The following is a 22,732-nucleotide window of genomic DNA, read 5'->3' on the forward strand; positions in this document are numbered from 1 at the left end:
GCAGCATAAAAGAAAAAGGAAACAATAACTATCATTAATTGCCCTTACTCAATTGACTGCCGGCCCGCTTGACAACTTGAATGCGGGTCAGAGCGGAGGGGTGACTGTGGCTGAACCATTCGATAAAAGCCGGCGGCGACACGTCTGACATGTTTTTGACGGCCAGATTCACTTCCAGGCGAACCGCTGCCCGGACGTCATCCGTCAGTTGCACCGCAACCCGGTCCGCCTCCTTTTCCATACCCCTTGAAATATAGTTTTGCAGTGGGCTGGAAGCAAAGGAAATCAAAGAAAAGAACAACAGCATCACCGCCCAGGTGTAAGGCGGGAAGTAAGCGGTTTTGGGGATGGTGGTGCGCAAAACCACAAACAACATGGCCCAGATAAAAAAGTTACCAAGCACGCCCAGGCCCAACCCCTTGATAATATGCCCCTGCCGCCAGTGGGCCATTTCGTGCGCCACCACCGCTTTCACCTCATCCAGCGGGTAATCATTCAGCAGATTATCGTACAGTACAATGCGCTTTGTCCCGCCCAGTCCGGTGAAGTAGGCGTTGGCCCTGGTGGTGCGCCTGCTGGCGTCCATCACCAGCACCTGGTCCACCGGCAGCCGGGCTTTCCGGGATAATTCCCGGACCATGGACACAACCGCCGGGTCTTTGGCCGGCTCAAAGCGATTGAACAGGGGCGAAACCACCACCGGCCAAAGAAAACTCTGCACCACCAGCCACAGGGACAAAAACCCCGCGCCGAGCAACCACCAGGTGCCCGGCCAGCGGTGCATGACCCAGAACAGCAAGGCCACCCCGACAGCGGATAAAACCAGTTCCAATCCCGCCCCCTTCAAATAATCCACCCACCAGGAACCCAGGGTCTGGGTGGAAAACCCCCACCGGTGCTGCCAGTAAAAGCTGCCAAATAGTCTGAAAGGCAAATTAATCAGCCGTAGCATTAACCAGAGAATGAAAAAAAACAACAGGTAGCCCCACAGGCTGCCGCCGGTAACGTTTTGGGCCCAGCGGGAAATAGCCGCAGCCTTGCCGCCAAACACCAGCCAAATTAAAAAGACCGTCTCAATAATAAAACCAATGATAAACACTATGCGTAGAACCTGGTTGTACGCCCGGCCCTGGCTCACCTGCCGGGCATTGAAATACTGCCAAATTTCGGGATTGACTCGTCCGGGAAATAACGTAAACCACAGGTAAAGCAGGCTGAATACTCCCACCAGAACAATGAGCGACAACCAGATAATGTTCATTTTGGGTTGCAGTTTTCATCCCCCCGTTCTTTGTCCATTAATTCTTCTCATTCCCACTGTTATCAGTAATTCCATCCGGTATTTCGGCATAGCAGCTGTTGTGGATGAGACAATAATAATAGGAGGTGAGTGTTATGAAAGGCACCAAAACAAGCTGGATCATTTTGGGCACCGGCGCCGCCGTGGCGGGACTGGGCAGACTGGTGGGCGGCAGCCTGGGAGCCGGCATCACCGGTTTTGGCCTGGCACACGTCGCGCTGGGTATACTTGATCAATTCCGGCCCAGTGTCAGGTATTAAAAATAAATAAAATAATTAAAGCCTCCCGGTTTATTTTATCTTGACCGGGGGGCTTTAATTATAACTTTTTTGTGCCAAATTTAATTTAGCGTTATTATTTAATTGTCGGTTGAAACACCCAACGCATCAAACAGTCTGAAAGCCAGGCTCAACAGTATGGCCACCACCGTGGCCAGCCCCATACCTTTCAGGCTTACCGCCCCCAGTTCCACGTGGGCGCCGCTCACCCCGACAATCAGCACCACGGAAGTCAAAATCAGGTTGCGGGCCTTGTTATAATCCACCTTCGCTTCCACCAGCATCCGCACCCCGGAAGCGGCGATGACACCGAACAGCAGCAGGGACACCCCGCCCATCACCGGCGTGGGGATACTCCTGATAATATCCGCCAGTATGCCTACAAATGACAGCAATATGGCAATTACAGCCGCGCCGCCGATAACCCAAACGCTGTATACTTTGCTTATGGCCATGACGCCGATATTTTCGCCATAGGTGGTGTTGGGAGTGGAACCAAAAAACCCGGAAAGCAAAGTGGAAAGCCCGTTCCCCAGCAAGGAGCGGTGCAACCCGGGTTCTTTGGCCAGGTCCCGGCCCACAATGTTACTGGTTACAAACAGGTGTCCGATGTGTTCGGCGATCACCACCAGAGCCGCGGGTAAAACAACGGCGATGGCCGCCGGGTTAAATTCTGGTTTGTAAAAAGTAGGCTTGACAAATAGTGAACTGAACAACTCTTGAAGAGAACCGTGATTGGTGTACGCCGCCATAAAAGAGGTATCAACCATGCCCATGAACAAGGCCAGGACATAACCGGACACAATGCCGACCAGAATGGGAATGATGGCCAGAAAGCCTCGGAACAGCACGGAACTCAATATGGTTACCGCCAGGGTGAACAATGACACCGTAATTACCGCGGGGTCCGGTTTTTCCGCGGTCAGCCCGGCCATATCCGCCGCCACCGGGGCCAGTTCCAGGCCGATGACCGCCACGATGGCGCCCATGGCCGCCGGCGGGAACACCACGTCAATCCACCCGGTGCCGGTGGCGCCGATAATCAGGGCCACGGCGCTGAACACCAGGCCCACAGCGATGAAACCGCCCAGCGCCGCCTCGTAGCCGTATTTTGGCAGCACCACCAGTACAGGTGATATAAACGCAAAACTGGAACCAAGGTAAGCCGGAATCCGGCCCTTGCAGATGACCAGGTATAACAGGGTGCCGATACCGTTAAAAAGTAGCACCGTGGCCGGGTCCACTTCAAATATCATGGGCACCAGCACGGTCGCTCCGAACATGGCGAAGAGGTGCTGCAGGCTCAGGGGCAAAGATTGCAGCAGCGGCAGGCGTTCTTCCACCTGAATAACTCTCTTGGACAAAGCTGTTTCCCTCCAAATCAACCGTCTAATGGATACTTGCTGCCGGCAACCGGCCTTATTGCTGCTTCCATCTTAAATTAAATTCAGGCGATCCCCGGCATCACCCAGGCCGGGTACTATATATGCTTTCTCATTCAATTCCGGGTCAATGACCGCGGTGACGATTTTTACAGCGGGGAACTTGCCGTGCACCTGCTCAATACCCCGGTTTACCGCCAGGGCGCAGACCAAGGTAATTTGCTCCGGCCTGTAACCCTTGCCGGTAATTACTTCCAGGGTCTTGACGCTACTGTTGCCCGTGGCCAGCATGGGGTCCACCACAAAAACCCGGTCGAAGGCAGCCGGATTATCGGGCACGGTATCCAGGTAAGTGATGGCCTCCAGGGTGTCGTGATCCCGGGACACCCCCACGTGGGCCACCTTGGCGGCCGGGAAAATATCCAGGAAGCTGTCCACAAAACCTAGCCCCGCCCGTAAAATGGGCACCAAAAGTATCCTGTCGTCCTTTATCCTGGGACAATTTACCTGCACGTCCAGCGGAGTTACCACGGCATCCATGGCGTACTCGATATCCCTGGTAGCCTCTATGGCCAAAAGCCAGCCCAATCTTTTCATTTCCTTGCGGAAACCCTCGGTTTCCGTCCGCCGGTCACGCAGGATTCTCAGGCAGTTTCCGGCTACGGGGTGATCCACTACACAAACCGAACTCAATTTTTTCCCTCCATCTCCTAAAGCATTTTCAGGCAAATCCCACATTATTTTCGACAATAAACATCATTTTCCTTTATGCCAAATCAATTATTTTACATGCAGTATTAATGTGCCCCGAAAATAATGCCGACACACCCTTTTCTTCCGTGGCCCCCCGGTCGGGGGCGTTTTTTAAATAATCATTAAAAACCGTTTGCGCAATGGGCTCAGGTTTGTTATTATTTAGTTAATATATTTATTATTAACTAATAAACTTTTTATTACAGGGATTATATCAAGGGGGTAATTATGAATCGGCGCGAACTGGAAAAAAAGCTGGAAAACTTACAGGAAGATCTTGAGGATCTCAAGCAAGAAAGGCACTTTATGCTGGAAAAAACTACTATTCACGTCCCCGGGCACGCCAGACACAGGTATGAAGCCGAGATAAAGGAACTGGAAGAGAAAATTAAAGAAATAGAAAAACTGCTGGCGGAAAATAAATAATATACATTTTACCATGAGGAGGCATTATATTATGAACAAAGGCGAGACATTGCTTAACCAACTGGCTGAAGGAAAAGTTTTATTACAAAAGGAATTGCCCGAAGCAATGACCAAGTTTCAGGAACTGCACGACACAATTCTAAAAGACGGCAAGCTTTCGGTCAGGCAAAAAAGGCTGATCGGACTAGGCATGGCCCTGGTTCTCAAGTGCGATTACTGTATCGCCATCCACCTCAAGGCCATAAAAGATATGGGCATCGGTTTCGACGAAGTCCTTGAGGTTTGCAGCATGGCCATGCTGATGCACGGAGGCCCGGGTTTTGCCTACAGCACTCTGGTGGCCCGGTTGTGGAACGAAATCTAAAGGCATCGCCACTTGGAGCGGGGCCGGTAGTTTTTCCGCTTGCTTGCGTATCTGTGGACGGCAGCGCTCGATACATCGCTTGCGAAAAACTACTGGCCCTGTGTACCTTTCATGCCCTGCTGACTCATGCGTTCATACAAAACAGTAAGCCTACAGATTTCTTATTATTTCCACCCCCGCGCTGGCCCCGATACGCGTGGCGCCGGCTTCGATCATCGCCAGGGCCTGCTGAACGTTTTTTATGCCGCCGGAGGCCTTAACCCCCATACTCGGCCCCACAGTTTCCCGCATCAGCATTACATCCTCCACTGTCGCGCCGCCCGGCCCGAAACCGGTGCTGGTTTTAACATAATGCGCGCCCGCCTGCCCGGCCAACCGGCAGGCCATTATTTTTTCTTCCCGGGTCAAATAGCCGGTCTCAATAATCACTTTGGTGACAGCATCCGCTTCCTGCGAGCGAACCGCCTCCACAACCGCCCTGATATCCTCTAAAACAACACCCTCGCGGCCTTCTTTCAGCGCGCCGATATTGATAACCATGTCCACCTCCCGGGCGCCGTTTTTGACGGCCTCAGCGGCTTCAAAGGCTTTGCTGGCCATGGATGCGCTGCCCAGGGGAAAACCGATGACAGTGCATACCAGCACGCCGGAATCCTTTAAATTTTTCGCCGCCAGCTGTACGTAAAACGGGTTAATACAGACGGCGGCGAAACTGTATTCCCGGGCTTCGCTGCACAGTTTAATAATATCCTCGCGGGTTGCCGTCGGTTTCAGCAGAGTATGGTCAATCATTTTAGCCATTTTTTTTTGAGGTATTTGCATAATCATGATAACTCCTCTTTGCATTTACGTAATTGCAATAATTTATGCTATTACGTATTTACCGATATACTGAAAAAGTTTTTTAATACATTTTTTACTGCCGCGCGGCTTTTCGGAAATGACTGTCAATATCCTTTTTTACACCCGGCAATAGAGCGAACTGCTCGTCCGAACCCGTAATAAACCCCCTGTCCCGCAGATTGCGCAAAGACAACCTGTACATTACGGACCACTGGGTGCATTGCGCCACGGCCTGTTTCAAAACCCGGCCCGGAACGGGTTTGCCGGTGCAGGATATCAAGAGGTATAACACCGCCAGCAGCGTAGCCTCCTGTTTAATTAATCTCCTGCCGTAAAGAGATTTAACGCATTCCACTACCGCAGGCAAGTGCGTCCTGGCGTGATCAACGGCCCTGGCATACTCTTGCAATTCCATTTCCAGCGCCCGGGCTTCCAACCGGATATCGGCCCGGCTTTTAGCTTTTACCGTCATATTTTCTTTATCCGACCGGATGGGGATATGCATCCGGGATGTTTCTTTGCCCAAAATCCCGGCCAGTAGTTTTATAGCGCCCTCCTTGCTCAGCCGTTCATTGGCCTGCAGGCACTGGGGAATAATGATGCATGACGGACACCCCCCGGTACACCCGCAGCCCTTCACCAGTTCATAGCAACGCTCCAAAATCCGTTTGATATCGGCAAAGGCCGATTCAGCCAACCCCACGCCGCCGGCATAGTTGTCATATATAAATATCCGGGCATTATCGCCTTCAACCAGCATGCTGGCCCCCAGATCATGACGCTCGCACATCACCTCCAGTGGAATCACAATGTGCAGCAAGTGCTTCAGCGCATGTACGGCCTCATATTTCAGAGCGGGGATCAGGTTACTCAAATCTATGTCCAGCCAGATGCCGGCGGTGGGAAAATCAATGGGTTTAACAGGCTGCTTCGGTTCATAAATGTTTTTGGTTTCATTTTTCACATCCACCAGGGTGTAACCTGTAAAACTTTTATGGATGTTGAGAACGCCGGCGTGAACAGTAAAGTTATCCTCTTGCCGGGTGCGGTCCACCTTTTCCACGGTAATCCGGGAATTTATAACAGCCCTGGTATAGCAGCCAATCATTTGTTGGGGCAAATCCTTTAACTTAATGATTTTCCGGTCGAAATCAATTTCATCCACCAGATACATCCGGTCATAAACGGGCAATATGGCCCCCGGGTAGGCATCTTTCAACACATCGTCATAATTATATTGTTCAACAATACGACCGTCCGGATCGAGGGTTTGGTAATTATCGCTTTCCCCGCGCAGGCTGAAGAATTCCGGGTCCTCCGCCGAGCCGTAGGTTTTCGGCCGGTCGGTGATGAGCCTCAGCCGCCCGTGCTTCAACAGCAGCTTCACTGCTTCGTAGTAAATGCCTTGCTCCCAGTAGGCAGTATCCTCTTTGCGTAGGGGCAGTTCGGCAGCGGCCAGGGGCAAGTGGTCCACCAGGAACTGCATTTTTTCGCTTACCACCGCCTTTTCAAAGGGCTGGCCGAAGAAATAATGCGGGTGGCGCACGATATAAAAGTCCAGCGGGTCTTCGTTGGCCATCAACACAATCAGTGATTTTTGCCCCTTGCGCCCGACCCGCCCCGCCTGCTGCCAGGTGGATGAAATGCTCCCGGCAAACCCGGCCAGAATGCAGGTATCCAGGTCGCCGACGTTGATACCCAGTTCCAGGGCGTTGGTGGTGATAACCCCTTTCAGTTTGCCGGTAAACAGCCTGTTTTCAATTTCCCGACGAAATTGCGGCGAGTAAGTCCCTTTATAGGTGGTAACCTGGCCGGATGTGCCGGAGAAGTTTTCCTGCAATTTGCGGTAAGCAGATTCCACAACCCGCCGGGAACGGCAGAACATTATCGTCCGCCGCCCGGCTTCCACGTACCGCCCCACGGCCCTGGCCGCTTCAAAGTGGGTCAACCGGCGTTTGGTTTGTCCATCCTCGGTTTCATAGGTGGGGGGCTCATAAAAAGCCACCGTTTTTTCACCGGCCGCGGACGTTTCACCGGTCACCGCCCGGAACGGCAGGCCGGTCAAGTTCCCGGCAAACTCCCCGGGGTTGGCGATGGTCGCCGTGCACAGAATGAACACCGGGCGGGCGCCGTAATAATCACAAATGCGCCTGAGCCGGCGAAAAACCTGCAGGCAATGGCAGCCCATCACGCCTTTTAATACGTGGGCCTCGTCAATTATTACATACTGCAGGCCCGTAAAAAAGCCGGGCCAACTCCGGTGTCTGGGCAGCAGGCAGGCGTGGATGAAATCCGGGGTAGTGATGATCACACCGGATTCGTTGATAATTCCCCGCCGCTCGTTTTGCGACGTATCACCGTCACAGGTGGTTATGACCGGCCTGCCCCGGGGCCAGTCAATTTGCGCCGCCAGTTCGTTCATGGCACCCGCCTGGTTCTGCCCCAGGGCCTTGGCCGGGGATATGTACAGGGCCCGGGTTCGCGGGTTATTGAACAGGGCGCTGAAAACCGGAATGGTATAGACCATAGATTTGCCGCTGGACGTGCCGGTGGTTATAATCACATTCCGGCCGGCCATGATGTGCCCTGCAGCCTCCGACTGGTGAGCATATAGTTTTTTGATGCCCTGCCGGGCCAGCACCCTGATAAGATCATCCGGAACGCCGGGCGGGAAAGGCCCGTATTGTGCCTTCCTGGGTTTTATGGTATGTACGGAATTTATGCCTCGCTGGTCCAACAACCTGTGCATGATTTCCTCCCGGGGGTCAGACCCGTCGTAACTGTAATTAGTATAAAGCAAGCACACTTTTTAATAAGTTAATTGCCGCTTATCGACTTGTCAACTATTTTCAAATTCCGCAGATAGATAACTGCCAGGGCCAAAAAGATTGCAGACATACCGAGATACAACCATATTTCCCCGGCGTCCCCGGCCTGGTTATAGAGCGGGTTTCAGAATTCCGCCCAGGGCCACCGAAAAAAGCAAGGTCCCCAGATAAAGATAGTGGAAATCAATAATAAACCGAAGCCTTCTTTTTTTGGTGGCCATGATGGCGATGATGATAAATACAGGGAATAAAAAACACATATCCAGATAAACTATCCTCTCCGGCTTCATGGATGTTACAGTATCAAGCAGTACCCTGTCACAGCCCTTCCTTGGAGGGTCCAGTACTACCACATCAGCCCATATTTCTTTTGCATGCATCTCCGGCACTACTTTCTCGGCCTGGCCGGAGATAAATTCAACATTTAAGATCCGGTTTAGTCTGGCATTTTCTCTAGCATCTTCTACCGCTTGCTTATCCCTTAACCCTTCCCAACCGGAAACACTTTACTTTCATCTTCCCCTTATATCCAAATATTTATCTACTATCCCCATAGTAACGCCTCTTTCATATTTTTAATGAAAGCTCGGCTCCATCTCTTATGGCTTCGACGGCCGTTGCCATTACATTGCAATCGCCTATAAAGATGTACTTATCATTGCCTTTTAATTCTTTGAAGGTCTCATCCGGTTTGTTCCCTATTGCTATAACAATATCGTCAAATTTTATTTCTTTTTCAATTCCACCCACATTATATGACAATTTTTTATCTGATATATGGTTTATTGCGGCCTTCGTAATTATGCCCACATTCAGTTTTTGGAGTCTGATTAAAAGCAGCTTCCTTACCATCGGAAATACTCCATCCCCTACTTCATCTTTTGCCTCCAGCACAGTTACATTTTTGCCTTTTTCCGCAAGGAATTCAGCGGTTTCAAGGCCTGTAAGGCCCCCGCCAATTACGATAATACCTGTGCCCTCCGGCAAATCGCCGGACAAAACATCGACGGCTTGATAGGAGACTATGTCCATATCCCCATTGATTTTCCTGGGAACAGAACCGGCTGCAATCACAACTTTATCAAAAGGCATATTTTTTATTTCTTCAACTGTTACGTTCCTGTTCAAGTGTACGGCGATATTATTTTTTCTTAGTTCTCTCTCTAAATACTCTACAACCCTGCCTATTTCTCCTTTATGTGGCGGTATTTTTGCTGTATTCAACTGGCCACCAAGTTTATCGCTTTTTTCAAATAACTCGACTCTATGACCTTTTTTCGCAAGATACACGGCCGCGGCCATACCCGCCGGGCCACCGCCTATCACCGCGATGTCTAAAGGATTATCTGTTTTAACTTCAAATTCTTTCTCTCTTCCCACCTCCGGGTTTATCATACAGGAGACGGGAAGCCCCTTTAAGATATATGCTATACATGCCTGATTGCAGTGTATGCAATATCTTATGTCATTGCCGTTTCCCTTTTTAAGCTTTGCAACGCAATCAGGATCGCCAATAAGGCCCCTGGCTATTCCTATAAAGTCGGCCGCATTATCCTTTAATATTTGTTCCCAGTTTTCTGCAAACCCAAGCTTGTTGGCCGCTATCACAGGTATGCCGACATTGTTTTTTATCCTCTTTACAAGTTTCAATAAAGGCATGTCCTCTATACTCATCGGCGATATATGGTATTCCGATGTGGAACCCACACCCGCGGAAATATTAAGCCCGTTGGCGCCGTTTTCTTCAAGCATTTTTGCAAACTCAACACTTTCTTCTATATTAAATCCTCCACATGTAATATCGTCGGCATTGATCCTGCATATAACCGCTATATCAGGGACATAAGTCTTAACTTTGCGCAGTATCTCCAGGGCAAACTTAGTCCTTCCTTCAAAACTTCCGCCGTATTCATCTGTCCTTTTGTTTACATCTGGTGATAAAAACTGATTCACAAACCATCCATGGGCAAAATGAAGCTCTACCATGTCAAAACCGGCCTTTTTTGCCCTCACTGCCGCCTTTGCAAAATCTTCTATAAACCCCTGTACCTCTTCTTTTGAAAAGTCTGCAGGCTTAAACTTTGGATTATGCATGGCAAGCTGTATTCCCGCTTTTGCCCCATTTTGATGGATTATATTTGATAACTTTTTAAGTCCGTCAATCTTTTCATCGCTGTCTATTCCAAGTTGATTGTTAAAAAATCTGCCAAAAATATTTACGTAACTTGCTTCTACTATGACCAGTGATACATCCGTTGATCTCCTGTTATAGTATTCTATTTCTCTATCGGTAACAAATCCATCTTGTGCAAGATTTGTTACCGTAGGCAACATAACCAATCGGTTTTTCAGATTGATATTTCCTATTTTTCCTTCGTTAAAGAGCATTTATATCACCTCATATCTTATGCTTTAACACCTATTTCTGTATTAGTAAAGTAACTATTCAAGTACCACCAGGAAATCGTCAAAGTCATTTTTATAATTGGGCTTGATGTAACTTTTTCGAAATATAGTCGAAATAATCTCATTACGTGTTCGGTAGTTGTCTTGATAGCCGGGTACATTACAATTCTTACATTGCCACTTAGACTATGTTGCCCATCAAACCGAGTAAATATTACTCTGCTACATGTAAGGAGTAACATCGTGGTGGGTTCGGGTGGAGGCGGAACCAGGATGCAACAGTTATGTTATCCAAATCGTAATTTATCGGAAATATAGGTGATTCTGTAAACTTGCCCACAAAAAAACGGAGCTCTGGAGGTGAATTCCGCTCATCTACATAGATTTTCCAGGGCTTGCTCATGCCGTGAACGAGCATTAGGCCCTCTGGGGTAAGAATGCTACGGCAATCCCGGAACAGCTTAGGCAGATCCAATATATGTTCAATCGCCCCAATCGTAACAATTTTGTCGAAGAATCCCTTTGCGAAAGGCATTTCCAGCAAGGATATGGACCTTGCGGAATGAACTTTTTAACCTTTTCGGTTATATGGTGCGTGGGGAACAGAACCTCACGCTCATAGATGATCTTCTCAGCCAGATGCCGCAGAAATATTTCCCGTTCCTTGGGTATCCAGGTTTGTCTGGCGTGATGAATCATGCCGAGAATCAGTCGGTTTAAATCGGCTAAATAGAGATACGTCTCTACTCTACCCGTCTCAGGCTGCGGATGGTAAGCTTCTTGTAGTGCGAACCGGGACAAACGAGGGTCACTGAACATTTACTTTTTTCTATATTACTACTATAAACCTAAGAATTTGCACTTACAATCGAAATGTCTTATCCCAATAATTAGGTTCTTTAATAAGAGGCTCTATTCTAGATTAATGGTTCTTGATTTATCCTACACATTCTTTTCCGTGCAGCTTTCCCTTTCTCCCGCCAGCAACCTCACAAGAATCTCCACAAGGTGCGGGTCAAACTGGCTCCCCGCACATCTCTTCAGCTCCTCTAGGCTTGCGTTGTACAGCGACCAGGCAAGCCTAACACGCCCTTTCTTTAGGTTCTATTATAACAACCTTTCTGCGTGTCCAGTAAACCGAGTACAGTCCAATATTATCTGTACTGACCTTACTAGACAACAGATTAAAGCTCCTTTTTAGCGATTCAAGTTTTGTTTTTTGAGTACTTAGAATCTTAATCAAGTCAACAGGATTTGTACTTTGAAGTTCCTTTATTTTATTATCTATACATTCTATTTGTATATCAGCATCTTCTGGGACTGAATAATTAACTCCTAAAAAACCTTCAATTTTTTCAACACTGGATACATTGCTTGTAATAACTGCTATATCCCCGGTAATTATTGAAAAAGAGCTATCAGCAAATATTTTATTCTACTTTAATTAATAGTTATTAAGTAAGCGTCAAATAGTACCCACATAGCAACATCTTCTCGTTTATGCGATAATCCTTCTCAAGACACTAAGATAGGAGGATTTATATGACAAGAGCAGAGCTAAGAAAAGAATGGGAGGCGCGGGTAGCCGCTTTTAGGGCCAGCGACCAGAGCGCATCAACATGGTGTACAGCCCATGACTTAAAACCCATCAGTTACGATATTGGCTCAAGAAGCTTGAACCCAAAGAAGCTGCCGTGATACCATCACCCAAGTGGGTATCGGTAGAAGTAGACGAAGAACCTTTTGAGTCAAGAAGTAGTCTACTCATAAGAGTGAGTCAAGCCACCATAGAGGTAAAGCTGGGCTTTGATCCAGCGCTGCTTTCACCAAATGGATAGTGATCGCCTTTAGTTGGTTGCTGGTTCTTTGGATTAAGTTCAAGAAAATATAGTTCAGAATATTCTATCTTTCTCTATGCTTATGTTTTAAAACAAGGCGAGCCTTATTAACTAATTTATAATATGTGTGGTTCATATGTTTTGGTTTATAAAGATCCTTACGTTTAAGAAAAGTCCCTTTTACACGCTCTAAAAATCCTAATTTTTCTAAATGTTTTAGACGCTGCATTGTTTCTCCTAAGTTTATCTTCAATTTACGACTTATAAATTTGGCGCAATCTGCTTCAATATTGTACAGATATTCTAAAAGTTTAAAATCTAATTCTTCTAAAATATCCCAGTTTAATACCGTTTTATTGTTATTCCCTTTCATAAATATTCCCTTTCCTAAAAAGATTTGTTTGTAAATATTATAAAACTATTTTAGACTCTTCGTCATCTAGTATTAGTATTTAAAAATAAGACTAGGTTAAATAGATAATTTTCCTTACAGCCTTTTCTAGACTGACGTAGTATTCCAGCAATATATGCTGATATTTACTTTTTAAAATGGTGCCAATGGTCGATGTAGCCAAATCATTAAAAAGACATGAAGAACTAAGCCATTATTTCTTTATATTTGGCCATCATTTTATAATTGTAGGTCATTATTTTCATGTGTATCCAGATTTTTGAGCGCACGGATCCTCTGACAGGGATACGATTCATATCATATCCACGTCGAAGAGAGGAAACGCTACCTTCAACCCCGGCCTTTTACCATATAATTCTTTTGGATATGGTATAATGTTTATAATTTTTTCCTTTTAATAGATTTAGCTATTGTTTCGGTGTATTCCCCCATAGTATATATGCGAATTTTATGACTACGGGGAAATTCTTTCTTAAGAATTACTTTAAATAGTTTTTTTAGTTTTGCCAAATTTACACGAAATTCTTCTCTGAAAAAACCGTCTTCTATAACTAAGAACAAATCATCTTCTTCTTTAATCAGCAATACAGTACGATTTCTTTTATAACTTCTGATATCTAAATAATGTCCAATGGGAAGTTTCTTAGCTTTTTCTATCAAGGTCTTTATAAAAATATTTTTATCTATCATTTAATTCTCACCACTAGCATCGTAGTAATAAAAATATAATTTGTCAATTCTTCTAACAGGTTTGAGGATATTTCTTTTAACGTTTTTCACATTATTTAGTTTCTTTATAAACTTATGAATTTATTATTGCAAGTGGTTTTTAAACTCGTACGTTTTTTATTCCAATTTCAGTTGATACTTTACACTAATTAGTGTATATTATAGTATAGGACGGTGATTGAAAATGCATCTAACTATGGGTGAAAAAATCCGTATTTTGATAAAACGAAAAAAGGTAACTATATCTGAACTTGCAAAAATAATCGGTACATCAAACCAGAACCTATCAAATAAATTCTCCCGCGATAATTTTTCAGAGCAGGAATTACATCAAATTGCTGAAGCTCTTGGATGTAAGTTTGAGGGTTATTTTGTTTTTGAAGATGGGGAAAGAATCTAAATTCTTAACCTTTTGAGCAATAAAAAATGGCTACAATACATTTTGCATCGTAGCCATTTTTTGTTGCTCACTTTTATTATGTTTTTCCCTCTGATATGTCTACTCATTCTATATCCGAACTGCAATACTGACTTCAAGCTCGCCAATTGGTCGTTTATTCCTAAAATCAGGCCCATCCATATCAAAGGTATTACTGTCCGAAACCCGCTTGAATACTGCTATTTCGTAGATCTTACCCTTTGTATTCCTATTACACACTCCACATGGGCGGTGTGGGGGAACATGTCCACGGGCTGGACTTTGGCCTGTGCGTAGCCCTGGGCGGCCAAGCGAGCGATGTCCTGGGCCAGGGTGGCCGGGTCGCAGGAGACGTATACCACCCGGCGAGCGCAGCTTTGGGCCACAGCTTCCAGCACTGCCGAGCGGCGACCCGCCCGGGGCGGGTCCAACACCACCACATTCGGCCGGTAACCCGCGGCCACCTGTTCCGGCAGCACCTTTTCCACAAACCAGGCGTAAAGCCGGGTATTTTTAATTCCGTTCAGAGAATCGTTGGCCCGGGCATCCTTCACAGCCCGGGGCAAACTGTACTTTTACTGACCTTTTCGGTAATTTATTCTCACTTAAGCAAACGAACCATTTGAATTAACTTATCATCAGGGTCCTGGCGGAACACCTTAAAACCGTTTCTCGAATAGAACTCTTTGAGCTCGAGCTTGTCCTGACATTCTATATAAACAATCCTCCCGCCTATTATTTCCTGTGCTCTTAATATAACCGAAAGTGCGTAGTCTATTATCTCGTCTCCAGCTATCTCACCTGCATATGAATCGTTCTTCCCAAGCTGACCTATTAAAAAGGCAGGTATTTCGGTAATCAAACCGTCACCTTTTCTTGAATAAAGGCCATCAAGCCTACGAATTTGAGAAGGACTTGTACCTTCAGGAATTTTAAGCGTCTGCATGGCTATTGCAAAATATGCGAGAAGCCTAAATTATCCTGCCAGTTTTGCCTCTTCATCAAATATCAAGTGTGTACGGCTCTTGGCTTTCCTCTCATAGATAATAGCCTTATCTTTTATAAAATTTTCTATATCGGGGTCTTTTTTGCATTTAAAAACAGAAATGACTTCCGATACCTTTTCCTCGGAAGCCATCTCTAAGAATTTTTCGAGAGCGATAAGCAACGTTTTAATACTTCCTCACCCCTCGCCATCGCCTCTGCGGAAGCCAGTTTTCTGTTGACAGGCTTCACGTCTTTGGATAAAAGCACCTCTATCAACTTCTCAACCGCTTCCGGTTCCCTGATAATAACGTTCTTATCAAAGGAAATAGTTGCCATTGGTTCCACCTTCTTTTCAATATACATCTTTTCACCTTTATTATATGCCATATCGCTTTAATATTCAAAGAGATTTTGCTGGGCTCGGATGGAAAAATATAATCGTCTGTTAGAATAACTTCTCATAAAATAATAGTCCCGCCTTGGTACGGATTACTAAGAGGCGAGGCGCCGTAAAAATTCAAACCCCAAGCCCGAATTATCGCCCGGGCCTACCGGCCGGAAAACATTCATAAAATTAAGCAAGCCGGCGCTGCAACGTAGAACACTTCCCGTTCAACCGCAGCGGCGTCTCCCCATAGCACCGCGCCCCATCAAGTGCCCTATGTGTTCCGGGGACGAAATTTAAACTCCTTGGGATATGCCATTTATTGGTTTAGCCATATCGCAAGAAGGATTTTAGAATATTGCAAAGAAACAAAAATATTATTTAAAGTTGAAGGAGGTTAATATCCTATGTATGATAAAATACTGGTTCCCATTGACGGTTCGGAAAGCTCAATGGAGACCGCCAAGCATGCAGCTGAATTTGCATCCAAACTGGGCGGGGCCGTCACCTTGTTTCACGTGGTTTCGCCTCTGCCCGCCGCCATTCAGGGCACCAGCCATGCCCGAAAGTTTTTGGAAGAAATGCTGCGGCATGGCGAAGAAGCACTGAAAGATGCTAAAAAGGAAATAGCATCTTTTAACCTGCAGGTTGACCTGGATATGGTGGTGGGCGGCCCGGCAGTGGAGATATGCCAGAAGGCGGAGAATGAACAGTATGATCTAATCATCATCGGCAGCAAGGGCTTGAGCAAAAACCGCGGTTTTAAAATGGGCAGCGTGAGCAAACGCGTGGTCCGCCACGCCCATTGCCCTGTGCTCATAGTCCGGTAAACCCCGACTTTATTTTGGACACCTACTTGGCGCGAAGATCTGACAAGCACATGCTACCGGCTCGTTTTTTTCATCTCCCCGATCACGCATGTATGCACGTCACAGGAAACCTACCCTAAAAGAATTTACTTTATAACATCCACCACCGTCCCACCGGTAATGGCTTGCAGCTTGGCAAAGGTAACGGGCAGAGCGGAACGGTCCGTGCCCGCCGCCGGATAAAATACGTCAAAGCGCTGCAGGGATTCATCCAGGTAAATGGGAATATCTGTGGCCAGGGCAAAGGGACAAACCCCGCCCACCCGGTATCCGGTAATTTCTTCGACTTCTTCGGGAGTGGCCATTCTGGGCTTGCCGCCGCCCAGCAGCGCTTTCACCTTTTTGGTGTTCACCCGCACGTCACCCGCCATGACAAAAAGCCCATACTTTTCCCCCGCCCGGAATAACAGGGTTTTGGCTATCCGGCCCGGTTCCACGCCCAGCGTCCGGGCCGCTTCCTCCACCGTACTGGTATCTTCCTTGAATTCAATGGGTTCCAAATTCGGGTCAAACACCTGCACAAATTTACGCACCCGTTCAACGGCCTGTTTTTCTTGTTCTATCTTCTCCCGGCCGGCGCCGGCCAGCCAGCCGGCCAACTCAGCCAGGGTGCCGTACCCGTCAGCCAGTTTTTGATAGTCCACCCGCGTGGGGTTAATCAGGTAATCAGTGACCAGGTAGGTCCGCATACCCGGGGTGGAAGCCGCCAGGTCTTTTTGTACGTCATTGCCCACCATCAAGCAATCTTCGGGTTTGAGTTCCAAAAGTTCCGCGATCTCCCGGTAGTATTCGGGATGCGGCTTGCAAAAGTGCATTTCCTCGTAACCGGTCACCAGTTCCCAGGGCAGGTCGGCCACGCCGGCCCAGGCCATGCGGTCGCGGATGGCCGACCGGGGAAATATCGCGTTGGTGGCCAGTACTATGCGCAGGCCCCGGTCCAATGCTGCCTGCACCGCCCGCCGGGCCTGCGGGCAAGGCCGGGCGACCCGCGACAAATTTATAAATTTATGGGCGTAAAAATCCTCAATCAACGGTTCTAAATCAGTTATGCAATCACCCAAGCGGGTGCGAAAATCCGCCCAAAAAACCTCCGCGTTGGTTAACGCGGGGTCGCGGTTTACCAGCATGGCATTGGTACTGGCCAGAAGGGCCCTGACAAACCGGCCCGGCTCCACTACAGAGGCCACTGTTTGGGATAATTCTTTCAAGTATTCGTTCATAAAATCCTCGGTATCCATTTGAAGTAAGGTCCCGTCCAGATCAAAAAGGACTGCCTGTAACACCCGAAAACACTTCCTTTCCACATTTCCTGTGCAACCAGTTCAGGAGGAAAAAAGCAACCACTGAGGACAGCAGGCCCAGATATAAAAGACCGATAAGTACCGGCAGGTATTGTAGGGCGGCGATGTAATTGGTTAGCTGTCCGGAACAATACCATAGTAATACCTAAGCCCCGGGCATCAGTTTATATTTTATGGTATTAAGATTCTTTTTACTTGCGAGTTTTTAAATCAGTTACCGGGTTGGCCAGCTTTTCAAAGCCATCAATAATACATTCCACCACGTCGCCTTCCTGAATCACGACCGCTCCCGGGGTACCGGTGGAAATAATGTCTCCCGGCAGCATGGTCATGACTTTTGAGTGAAACGAAACCAGGAAATACGGGTTAAAAGTCATATTTGATACTACATTTTCCCTGTACACTCGACCGTTAATTACAGTTGCCACTTTTAGGCTCATGACATCTTCAACCTCGTCGGGTGTAACCAGCACCGGGCCGAAGCTGAAGAATGTATCAAAGCTCTTGGACCTGGTAAGGTATCTCGGGTTTTTCCGCAGGATATCTTCGGCCGTCATGTCAATAATGGTAGTATATCCCGCAATGACGCCAGGGGCATCTTTTTCCTCCACTTCCTTGCACTTTTTGCCGATAATTACCCCCAATTCGCCTTCAGCAGTGGTCTTTTCAGACTGCACGGGGATCTTGATCAGGTCATGGGGGCCAATAATTGCCGTGTCGGGTTTCATAAAACTTGCCGGCTCGGCGTCAGGTGCCTTTTCCGCCAAGTCAGCAGCGTGCTCTACGTAGTTAAGGCCGATGCCCCAAATTTTATGCGGGCGGCGATATAGCGGGCCAAACCGGACCTCCTCTTTGGGAATCGCATTCATCGACAAGGATGATAACTCATTTTTCCCTCCCTGGCGGTACCAATCGTTCAGTTGTTTCAGTTGCCCGGTCCATATAAGCTCAAAAAGATCAGTAGGATAATTATAAGAAAGTTTTTCATTAATAACTTTTATTGGAATCAATCCCGCTTCCACCATAATAGCGGCTGTTTCGGTATTATTTTGCTTAATTGTTGCTACACGCATATGAATCTCCTCTTTTCATTGTTTTCCCTTCCGTAGGGATCATTATATCACGGAACAGATGTGTTGGTAAAAAAAGGGGCTTTTTCACTTATCCTTATCTTCAAGATTTTCCAATTGTTCAAGAATCAGGCGTTTTCTATCGTCCCCCATCTCCTCGCTCAAAATGCCCTCGTTCAGCAATCTTTCCACGGCCTGGTGCTCCGCGTATAACAGTTTTTTGCGGACGGAAGACTCCTGTTCAGTCAGCAGTTCAGGGTAATTACAGTAAAGCTCGTTTAACTCCCCATGGATACCGGTGATGCGCTGTTCATTTTCACCCTGCAGCTTCTGGTATACGGGCGGGGAAACCCTCCCTTGCCGGTACAGGTGGTCCAGTTCATGCCTGGCGGCAAGCCCCTGCTGCAGCTCGAAGGTCAGGCGCTCGTAATCCTTCAGCCCCTGCACGGTCTTCATCAGCCCCAGGGAGCGGATTAACGGAGCGATGGTTAACCCCTGGACAACCAGGGAGAAAAAGACCACGCCGAAGGTAAGGGCGATTATGGTTTCCCGACCGCCAAAACCATAGGGCAGGCTAAGGGCCAGGGCCAGTGAAAGGGAACCTTTCAAACCGCCCCAGTTCAGTATGTGTTTCCAAACCCGCGGCAGGCCGGAACCGGCGGTGGCGATATAAACGGCGACGCTGCGCCCCAACAGCACCAGCACTATGGCTATTGAAATCTGTACCGCGTGTTCAACCATGTTAATGCGGGAAATTTCCAGGCCCACCAGGATAAATACCAACGAGTTGGCCACCGTTGTAATGGTATCCCAGAACACAGTGATGCTCAGCCGGGTGGTGGGGGTCATCCCGATAACCTTGCCGTAGTTCCCCAGCACCAGCCCGGCGGCCACCACGGCGATAACGCCGGATACTTCGAAATACTCAGCTATAAAATATGAACCGTAAAACAGCACCACGGAAAAGGCGTTTTCCAGTGGATAATCGTCATAATAACGGAACACCTGGGATAACAGAAATCCAAGAGATAAACCCACCACCATTCCGCCGGCAGCCACTTTAAAGAATGTTGCCAGCCCTACCGCAGCCCCCCACGGCCCCAGGGCGAATATCGAAGCCAGCGAAAAGGCGGAAATTTTAAATATCACAACGGAAACCCCGTCGTTAATCAGGCTTTCCCCTTCCATAATCACCGCCAGGCGCCGGTTAACGCCCAGGCTCTTAAACACGGATATGACACTGACCGGGTCGGTGGCCGCCATCAGCGCCCCGAACACCAGCGCCACCTGCAGGGGTATGTCGAGGACGTAATGCGCCAGACCGCCGGTTACCATAAAAGCGATAAAAGTGCCGGCGAAAGCAAGCATGATAATGGGACCGCGGTTTTCCCGGATGTGCCCGAAGGACAGTTTTAACGCCGCCTCTCCCAGCAGGGAGGGCAGGAAAATATCGATTATTACGGTGCGAAATACCTCGTCCGAGGCGAAATATGTTTTTAATTCCTCCAGGATCTCGCCGGCAGGGATAATGCCTATTAAGGCTCCCACCAATACCAGCGCGATGGGGTAGGGCTTATTTAACTTTTTCGCCAGGGCGGTCACGCCCACAGACAGGGCCACAAGCACCAAGACCAGTTCAATGTTGTGCAAAAGCATGCCGTTATTCGCTCCCTTGCTCATGCCGATTCAGTAAAACCATATGTAAATTATACCAGGAATTCGTGTTTTTGTTTAACCAACTTATTTTAATCCAGACGTAACACAATTATAATAGCGCCCAAGAACTGTTCCCTTAGACAAAAAAATAGACCTGCTTAGTATGTGCAGGTCATCCAGGCGCCTGAAAAACAGGGCCCTAAAAAGCATGCTGTAAGAGATTGAATTTTCAGCTGCCAAGTTAATAAATGGAGTTAGATAAACAGGTTTACGTTGGCTTCATCGGCTTCGCCCAGGTAGGTGGCCACCCCGGCAAATTCCAGGCCGTCGATCAGTTCTTCTTCCCGGATGCCCATGACATCCATAGACATGGTGCAGGCGATCATTTTAATGCCCTGCTCTTTGGCGGTCCGGATCAGTTCCGGCAGGGGAGTTACGTTTTGCTGTTTCATTACCATCTTCATCATTGTGGCGCCCATGCCGCCGAAGTTCATCTTGGATATGCCCAGTTTGTCGGCGCCCCGGGGCATCATTTTACCGAACATCCACTGCAGGAAGCTCTTCTTGACCTTGATGTTCTCGGGTTTTCTGATGGCGTTGAGGCCCCAGAAGGTGAAGAACATGGTAACGTCGTCGCCCATGGCGGCGGCACCGTTGGCAATGATAAAGGCGGCCATCACCCTGTCGAGATCGCCGCTGAAGACAATTATGGTTTTTTTGGTCGTGTCCATTTAAAATTACCCCCTTGGGATTAAGAGTGTTCCGCGGGAAAACCTTCCTGTTATTTGGTAAAAATTAGAATTCAGGAGTCAGAATTCAGAATTAATTTCCGGCTACTGACTCCCTCATTCCTCTAATTCTACCGCGCCAGCGGTATAGGTGCCTGTATTTTAAACTCCTATCCACTGTATCCTGGCTCCTGTATTATTACAGAAAAACGTCTATACCACGATCCAACTTGCCTACATACAATAAGCCTGTGTTAGCAAGTTGGAGATATCCTCCAGCTGCACCTCGCCCCGGGCCGCTTTTTGCAGGTTAACGTAACAAATGGGACACATGGTAACCGCACCGGCGGCTGCACCGGCCTGTTTGATTTGCTCCACCCTCTGGCGCGCCCTTTCTTTGGCCTTTTTGGGGTACAGGGATTCCGCCGGGCCGCCGCAGCACAGGGTAAATTTTCCTGAATCAGCCGGTTCCTTTATAGCCACCCCGGCGTTTTTCAGCAGAGTACGCTGCTCGTTCAACACATTTTCGTACCGGGCGTACACGCAGGAATCGTGCATCACCACTTCCAGATCGAGCCGGCTTCGGGGCTCGATACCCCGCTCCACCAGCACTTCCAGGTAGCTTTGCACCTGCAGGTCATAGCCGTCAATCAGTTTTGGGTAAACCGACCTGAGCATGTTGGTGGTGTGGGGGTCGACGGTGATAACGTTTTGCACGCCGTACTTCTTAAAGACATCGTATACCTTGCGGGCGTGGGCTTTTAATACATCGTCCACACCCAGGTCATAAATCAACGCGCCGGAATAAAGCTCTTCCTCGTACAGATAGCCGAACTGCACCCCCGCCTGCTGCAAAAGCCGCGCAATATTTACAAGAATCCGGTTGTAGGATTCCTGCATACTTTTGGAGGGCAGGGCCATAAAGCCGGATACATTGATGACCTTATTCACCTGCCGGCCCAGCTTAATAAAGTTGACCAGGAACGAATCCTCAATACCCTCCTGGGCTTTACCCATGGCCGCGATATAGGGAATGAGCTGGTACATCATCCCCGTGTATAAAACCGTTCTGGCTCCCTTGGGGATGTTCAGGCCCCTGGCCCACCTGGTGGCGCTCTTGGCGGAAATGGGCAGCACGGAATGCCTGATGCGCAAGTTATCCGCTAAAATTCCGATGGTATCGCCGGTTGGCAATGGCATGGCTGTACTCTCCTTAAAGTTTAAAAACTTTTTTATTAATGTAATATCGTAAAAACCTCACGTTTTCCGCTATATGCACCTGCGCCGGGCAGTTGGCCTCGCACATTTTACACAACAGGCAGGAGTAGATGGTCTCGGTGTTGGCCAAAACCTTGTCCTCCAGGCCCAGCAGTACATACCTGAACAGTTTGCGGGGGAGCAGCTCAAGGCCCATGGGACACACGGCGCTGCATACGCCGCAATTCATGCACGCGGAGGCGTTGAATTCTTCGGTACGCTTCACTTCATTGACAAAATCAGGGTTTACCAGTGCCATTAGTTCCCCTCCCCCGCTGCCGCCCGGTATTTATAGTAATCGCCGTCTTCTTCCGCCTCCGCAACCTGTCCGTACTTGCGCATGCCCATCACCCAGTACATCACTTCGTACGGAGGGCAACCAAGGGCCTCGGCAATCTCAGGTATTGTTTTGGGGCCGTCCTGCAGGATTTGCAAGATTTTATCCCGCATCACCATTTCTTCCCTGATGACTTCCCTCGGATCTCTCACTTCGCCCTTCATT

The 22,732-nt window shown here is 48.1% G+C and carries 27 protein-coding genes; 6 read left to right on the forward strand and 21 right to left on the reverse strand.

The annotated features are described in order from the left end of the window. Positions 1–34 precede the first annotated feature (34 nt). Positions 35–1,261, reverse strand: a complete 1,227-nt coding sequence (locus BM299_RS12620) for a M48 family metallopeptidase (RefSeq protein ID WP_092484828.1) — start codon at positions 1,259–1,261, stop codon at positions 35–37. Between the two features lie 134 nt (positions 1,262–1,395). Here BM299_RS12620 and BM299_RS19410 point away from each other — a divergent pair, with 134 nt between their 5' ends. Further along, complete coding sequence (locus BM299_RS19410; protein WP_165608309.1) at positions 1,396–1,560, forward strand: hypothetical protein; 165 nt, start codon at positions 1,396–1,398, stop codon at positions 1,558–1,560. Positions 1,561–1,658: 98 nt separating this feature from the next. Here BM299_RS19410 and uraA read toward each other — a convergent pair whose 3' ends face one another. Then, positions 1,659–2,942 (reverse strand): uracil permease, encoded by a 1,284-nt coding sequence (gene uraA, locus BM299_RS12625; RefSeq protein WP_092484831.1) that lies wholly within the window; start codon positions 2,940–2,942, stop codon positions 1,659–1,661. 72 nt (positions 2,943–3,014) lie between these two features. After that, positions 3,015–3,653, reverse strand: a complete 639-nt coding sequence (gene upp / locus BM299_RS12630; RefSeq protein ID WP_092484834.1) for a uracil phosphoribosyltransferase — start codon at positions 3,651–3,653, stop codon at positions 3,015–3,017. 288 nt (positions 3,654–3,941) lie between these two features. Between upp and BM299_RS12635 the strand changes: the two genes are divergently transcribed. Both BM299_RS12635 and BM299_RS12640 read left to right on the forward strand, forming a co-directional pair. After that, positions 3,942–4,139: a hypothetical protein gene (locus BM299_RS12635; protein ID WP_092484837.1), complete on the forward strand. Its 198-nt coding sequence runs from the start codon at positions 3,942–3,944 to the stop codon at positions 4,137–4,139. A gap of 31 nt (positions 4,140–4,170) precedes the next feature. After that, positions 4,171–4,503 carry a carboxymuconolactone decarboxylase family protein gene (locus tag BM299_RS12640; protein WP_092484839.1) on the forward strand — a complete coding sequence of 111 codons (333 nt, stop codon included), beginning with the start codon at positions 4,171–4,173 and terminating at the stop codon, positions 4,501–4,503. A gap of 150 nt (positions 4,504–4,653) precedes the next feature. Here BM299_RS12640 and deoC read toward each other — a convergent pair whose 3' ends face one another. The 5 genes from deoC to BM299_RS20485 all read right to left on the reverse strand — a co-directional run bounded on the left by deoC (position 4,654) and on the right by BM299_RS20485 (position 11,115). Beyond that, the gene (deoC, locus tag BM299_RS12645; RefSeq protein WP_092484953.1) at positions 4,654–5,325 is read right to left on the reverse strand and encodes a deoxyribose-phosphate aldolase; all 672 of its coding nucleotides are present in this window, start codon (positions 5,323–5,325) and stop codon (positions 4,654–4,656) included. A gap of 94 nt (positions 5,326–5,419) precedes the next feature. Beyond that, positions 5,420–8,095 (reverse strand): DEAD/DEAH box helicase, encoded by a 2,676-nt coding sequence (locus tag BM299_RS12650; RefSeq protein ID WP_092484842.1) that lies wholly within the window; start codon positions 8,093–8,095, stop codon positions 5,420–5,422. A 189-nt stretch (positions 8,096–8,284) separates the two neighbouring features. After that, positions 8,285–8,563: a hypothetical protein gene (locus tag BM299_RS20480; RefSeq protein ID WP_165608310.1), complete on the reverse strand. Its 279-nt coding sequence runs from the start codon at positions 8,561–8,563 to the stop codon at positions 8,285–8,287. 178 nt (positions 8,564–8,741) lie between these two features. Continuing rightward, positions 8,742–10,562, reverse strand: a complete 1,821-nt coding sequence (locus BM299_RS12660) for an FAD-dependent oxidoreductase (protein ID WP_092484848.1) — start codon at positions 10,560–10,562, stop codon at positions 8,742–8,744. Positions 10,563–10,794: 232 nt separating this feature from the next. After that, complete coding sequence (locus BM299_RS20485) at positions 10,795–11,115, reverse strand: SAM-dependent methyltransferase (protein ID WP_425429489.1); 321 nt, start codon at positions 11,113–11,115, stop codon at positions 10,795–10,797. A 1,007-nt stretch (positions 11,116–12,122) separates the two neighbouring features. Here BM299_RS20485 and tnpA point away from each other — a divergent pair. Beyond that, complete coding sequence (gene tnpA / locus BM299_RS20025; protein WP_245779766.1) at positions 12,123–12,278, forward strand: IS66 family insertion sequence element accessory protein TnpA; 156 nt, start codon at positions 12,123–12,125, stop codon at positions 12,276–12,278. A gap of 204 nt (positions 12,279–12,482) precedes the next feature. On the opposite strand, the gene BM299_RS12670 is transcribed toward tnpA, so the two are convergent. Both BM299_RS12670 and BM299_RS12675 read right to left on the reverse strand, forming a co-directional pair. Then, positions 12,483–12,791, reverse strand: a complete 309-nt coding sequence (locus BM299_RS12670) for a DUF2250 domain-containing protein (RefSeq protein ID WP_092484851.1) — start codon at positions 12,789–12,791, stop codon at positions 12,483–12,485. Between the two features lie 417 nt (positions 12,792–13,208). Beyond that, positions 13,209–13,520, reverse strand: a complete 312-nt coding sequence (locus tag BM299_RS12675) for a hypothetical protein (protein WP_092484853.1) — start codon at positions 13,518–13,520, stop codon at positions 13,209–13,211. A gap of 223 nt (positions 13,521–13,743) precedes the next feature. On the opposite strand from BM299_RS12675, the gene BM299_RS12680 reads away from it, so the two are divergent. Continuing rightward, a complete protein-coding gene (locus BM299_RS12680) occupies positions 13,744–13,959 on the forward strand; it encodes a helix-turn-helix transcriptional regulator (RefSeq protein ID WP_092484856.1) in 216 nt (71 codons plus the stop codon). Positions 13,960–14,177: 218 nt separating this feature from the next. On the opposite strand, the gene BM299_RS12685 is transcribed toward BM299_RS12680, so the two are convergent. From BM299_RS12685 to BM299_RS12695, 4 genes are all read right to left on the reverse strand, one after another. Then, a complete protein-coding gene (locus BM299_RS12685) occupies positions 14,178–14,543 on the reverse strand; it encodes a class I SAM-dependent RNA methyltransferase (protein ID WP_092484859.1) in 366 nt (121 codons plus the stop codon). A 35-nt stretch (positions 14,544–14,578) separates the two neighbouring features. Continuing rightward, a complete protein-coding gene (locus tag BM299_RS20030) occupies positions 14,579–14,839 on the reverse strand; it encodes a hypothetical protein (RefSeq protein ID WP_245779767.1) in 261 nt (86 codons plus the stop codon). Positions 14,840–14,953: 114 nt separating this feature from the next. Beyond that, on the reverse strand, positions 14,954–15,145 hold the full coding sequence (locus BM299_RS20035) for a hypothetical protein (protein WP_245779768.1): 192 nt from the start codon (positions 15,143–15,145) through the stop codon (positions 14,954–14,956). Continuing rightward, positions 15,118–15,300 (reverse strand): hypothetical protein, encoded by a 183-nt coding sequence (locus BM299_RS12695; protein ID WP_131820644.1) that lies wholly within the window; start codon positions 15,298–15,300, stop codon positions 15,118–15,120. Before BM299_RS12695 ends, BM299_RS20035 begins: the two co-directional genes overlap by 28 nt. A gap of 456 nt (positions 15,301–15,756) precedes the next feature. Between BM299_RS12695 and BM299_RS12700 the strand changes: the two genes are divergently transcribed. Beyond that, positions 15,757–16,179, forward strand: coding sequence for a universal stress protein (locus BM299_RS12700; protein WP_092484865.1), 423 nt, complete (start codon positions 15,757–15,759; stop codon positions 16,177–16,179). Positions 16,180–16,304: 125 nt separating this feature from the next. Here BM299_RS12700 and BM299_RS19415 read toward each other — a convergent pair whose 3' ends face one another. The 7 genes from BM299_RS19415 to BM299_RS12735 form a co-directional block, all read right to left on the reverse strand. Next, positions 16,305–17,501: a YbaK/EbsC family protein gene (locus tag BM299_RS19415; protein ID WP_165608311.1), complete on the reverse strand. Its 1,197-nt coding sequence runs from the start codon at positions 17,499–17,501 to the stop codon at positions 16,305–16,307. Positions 17,502–17,710: 209 nt separating this feature from the next. After that, positions 17,711–18,592, reverse strand: coding sequence for a fumarylacetoacetate hydrolase family protein (locus BM299_RS12710; protein WP_092484867.1), 882 nt, complete (start codon positions 18,590–18,592; stop codon positions 17,711–17,713). 84 nt (positions 18,593–18,676) lie between these two features. Continuing rightward, a complete protein-coding gene (locus BM299_RS12715) occupies positions 18,677–20,245 on the reverse strand; it encodes a cation:proton antiporter (RefSeq protein ID WP_092484870.1) in 1,569 nt (522 codons plus the stop codon). Positions 20,246–20,499: 254 nt separating this feature from the next. Further along, entirely contained in the window at positions 20,500–20,976 is a 477-nt protein-coding gene (locus BM299_RS12720; RefSeq protein WP_092484873.1) for a DsrE/DsrF/DrsH-like family protein, read from the reverse strand. A gap of 231 nt (positions 20,977–21,207) precedes the next feature. Continuing rightward, positions 21,208–22,173 (reverse strand): (Fe-S)-binding protein, encoded by a 966-nt coding sequence (locus BM299_RS12725; RefSeq protein ID WP_092484875.1) that lies wholly within the window; start codon positions 22,171–22,173, stop codon positions 21,208–21,210. A gap of 13 nt (positions 22,174–22,186) precedes the next feature. Further along, positions 22,187–22,489 (reverse strand): 4Fe-4S dicluster domain-containing protein, encoded by a 303-nt coding sequence (locus BM299_RS12730; RefSeq protein ID WP_092484878.1) that lies wholly within the window; start codon positions 22,487–22,489, stop codon positions 22,187–22,189. Beyond that, entirely contained in the window at positions 22,489–22,731 is a 243-nt protein-coding gene (locus BM299_RS12735; RefSeq protein ID WP_092484881.1) for a MarR family transcriptional regulator, read from the reverse strand. The genes BM299_RS12730 and BM299_RS12735 overlap by 1 nt, the downstream gene beginning before the upstream one ends. Position 22,732 lies beyond the last annotated feature (1 nt).

Origin of the sequence: Desulfoscipio geothermicus DSM 3669 (assembly GCF_900115975.1) — a bacterium.
Classification (GTDB): domain Bacteria; phylum Bacillota; class Desulfotomaculia; order Desulfotomaculales; family Desulfallaceae; genus Desulfoscipio; species Desulfoscipio geothermicus.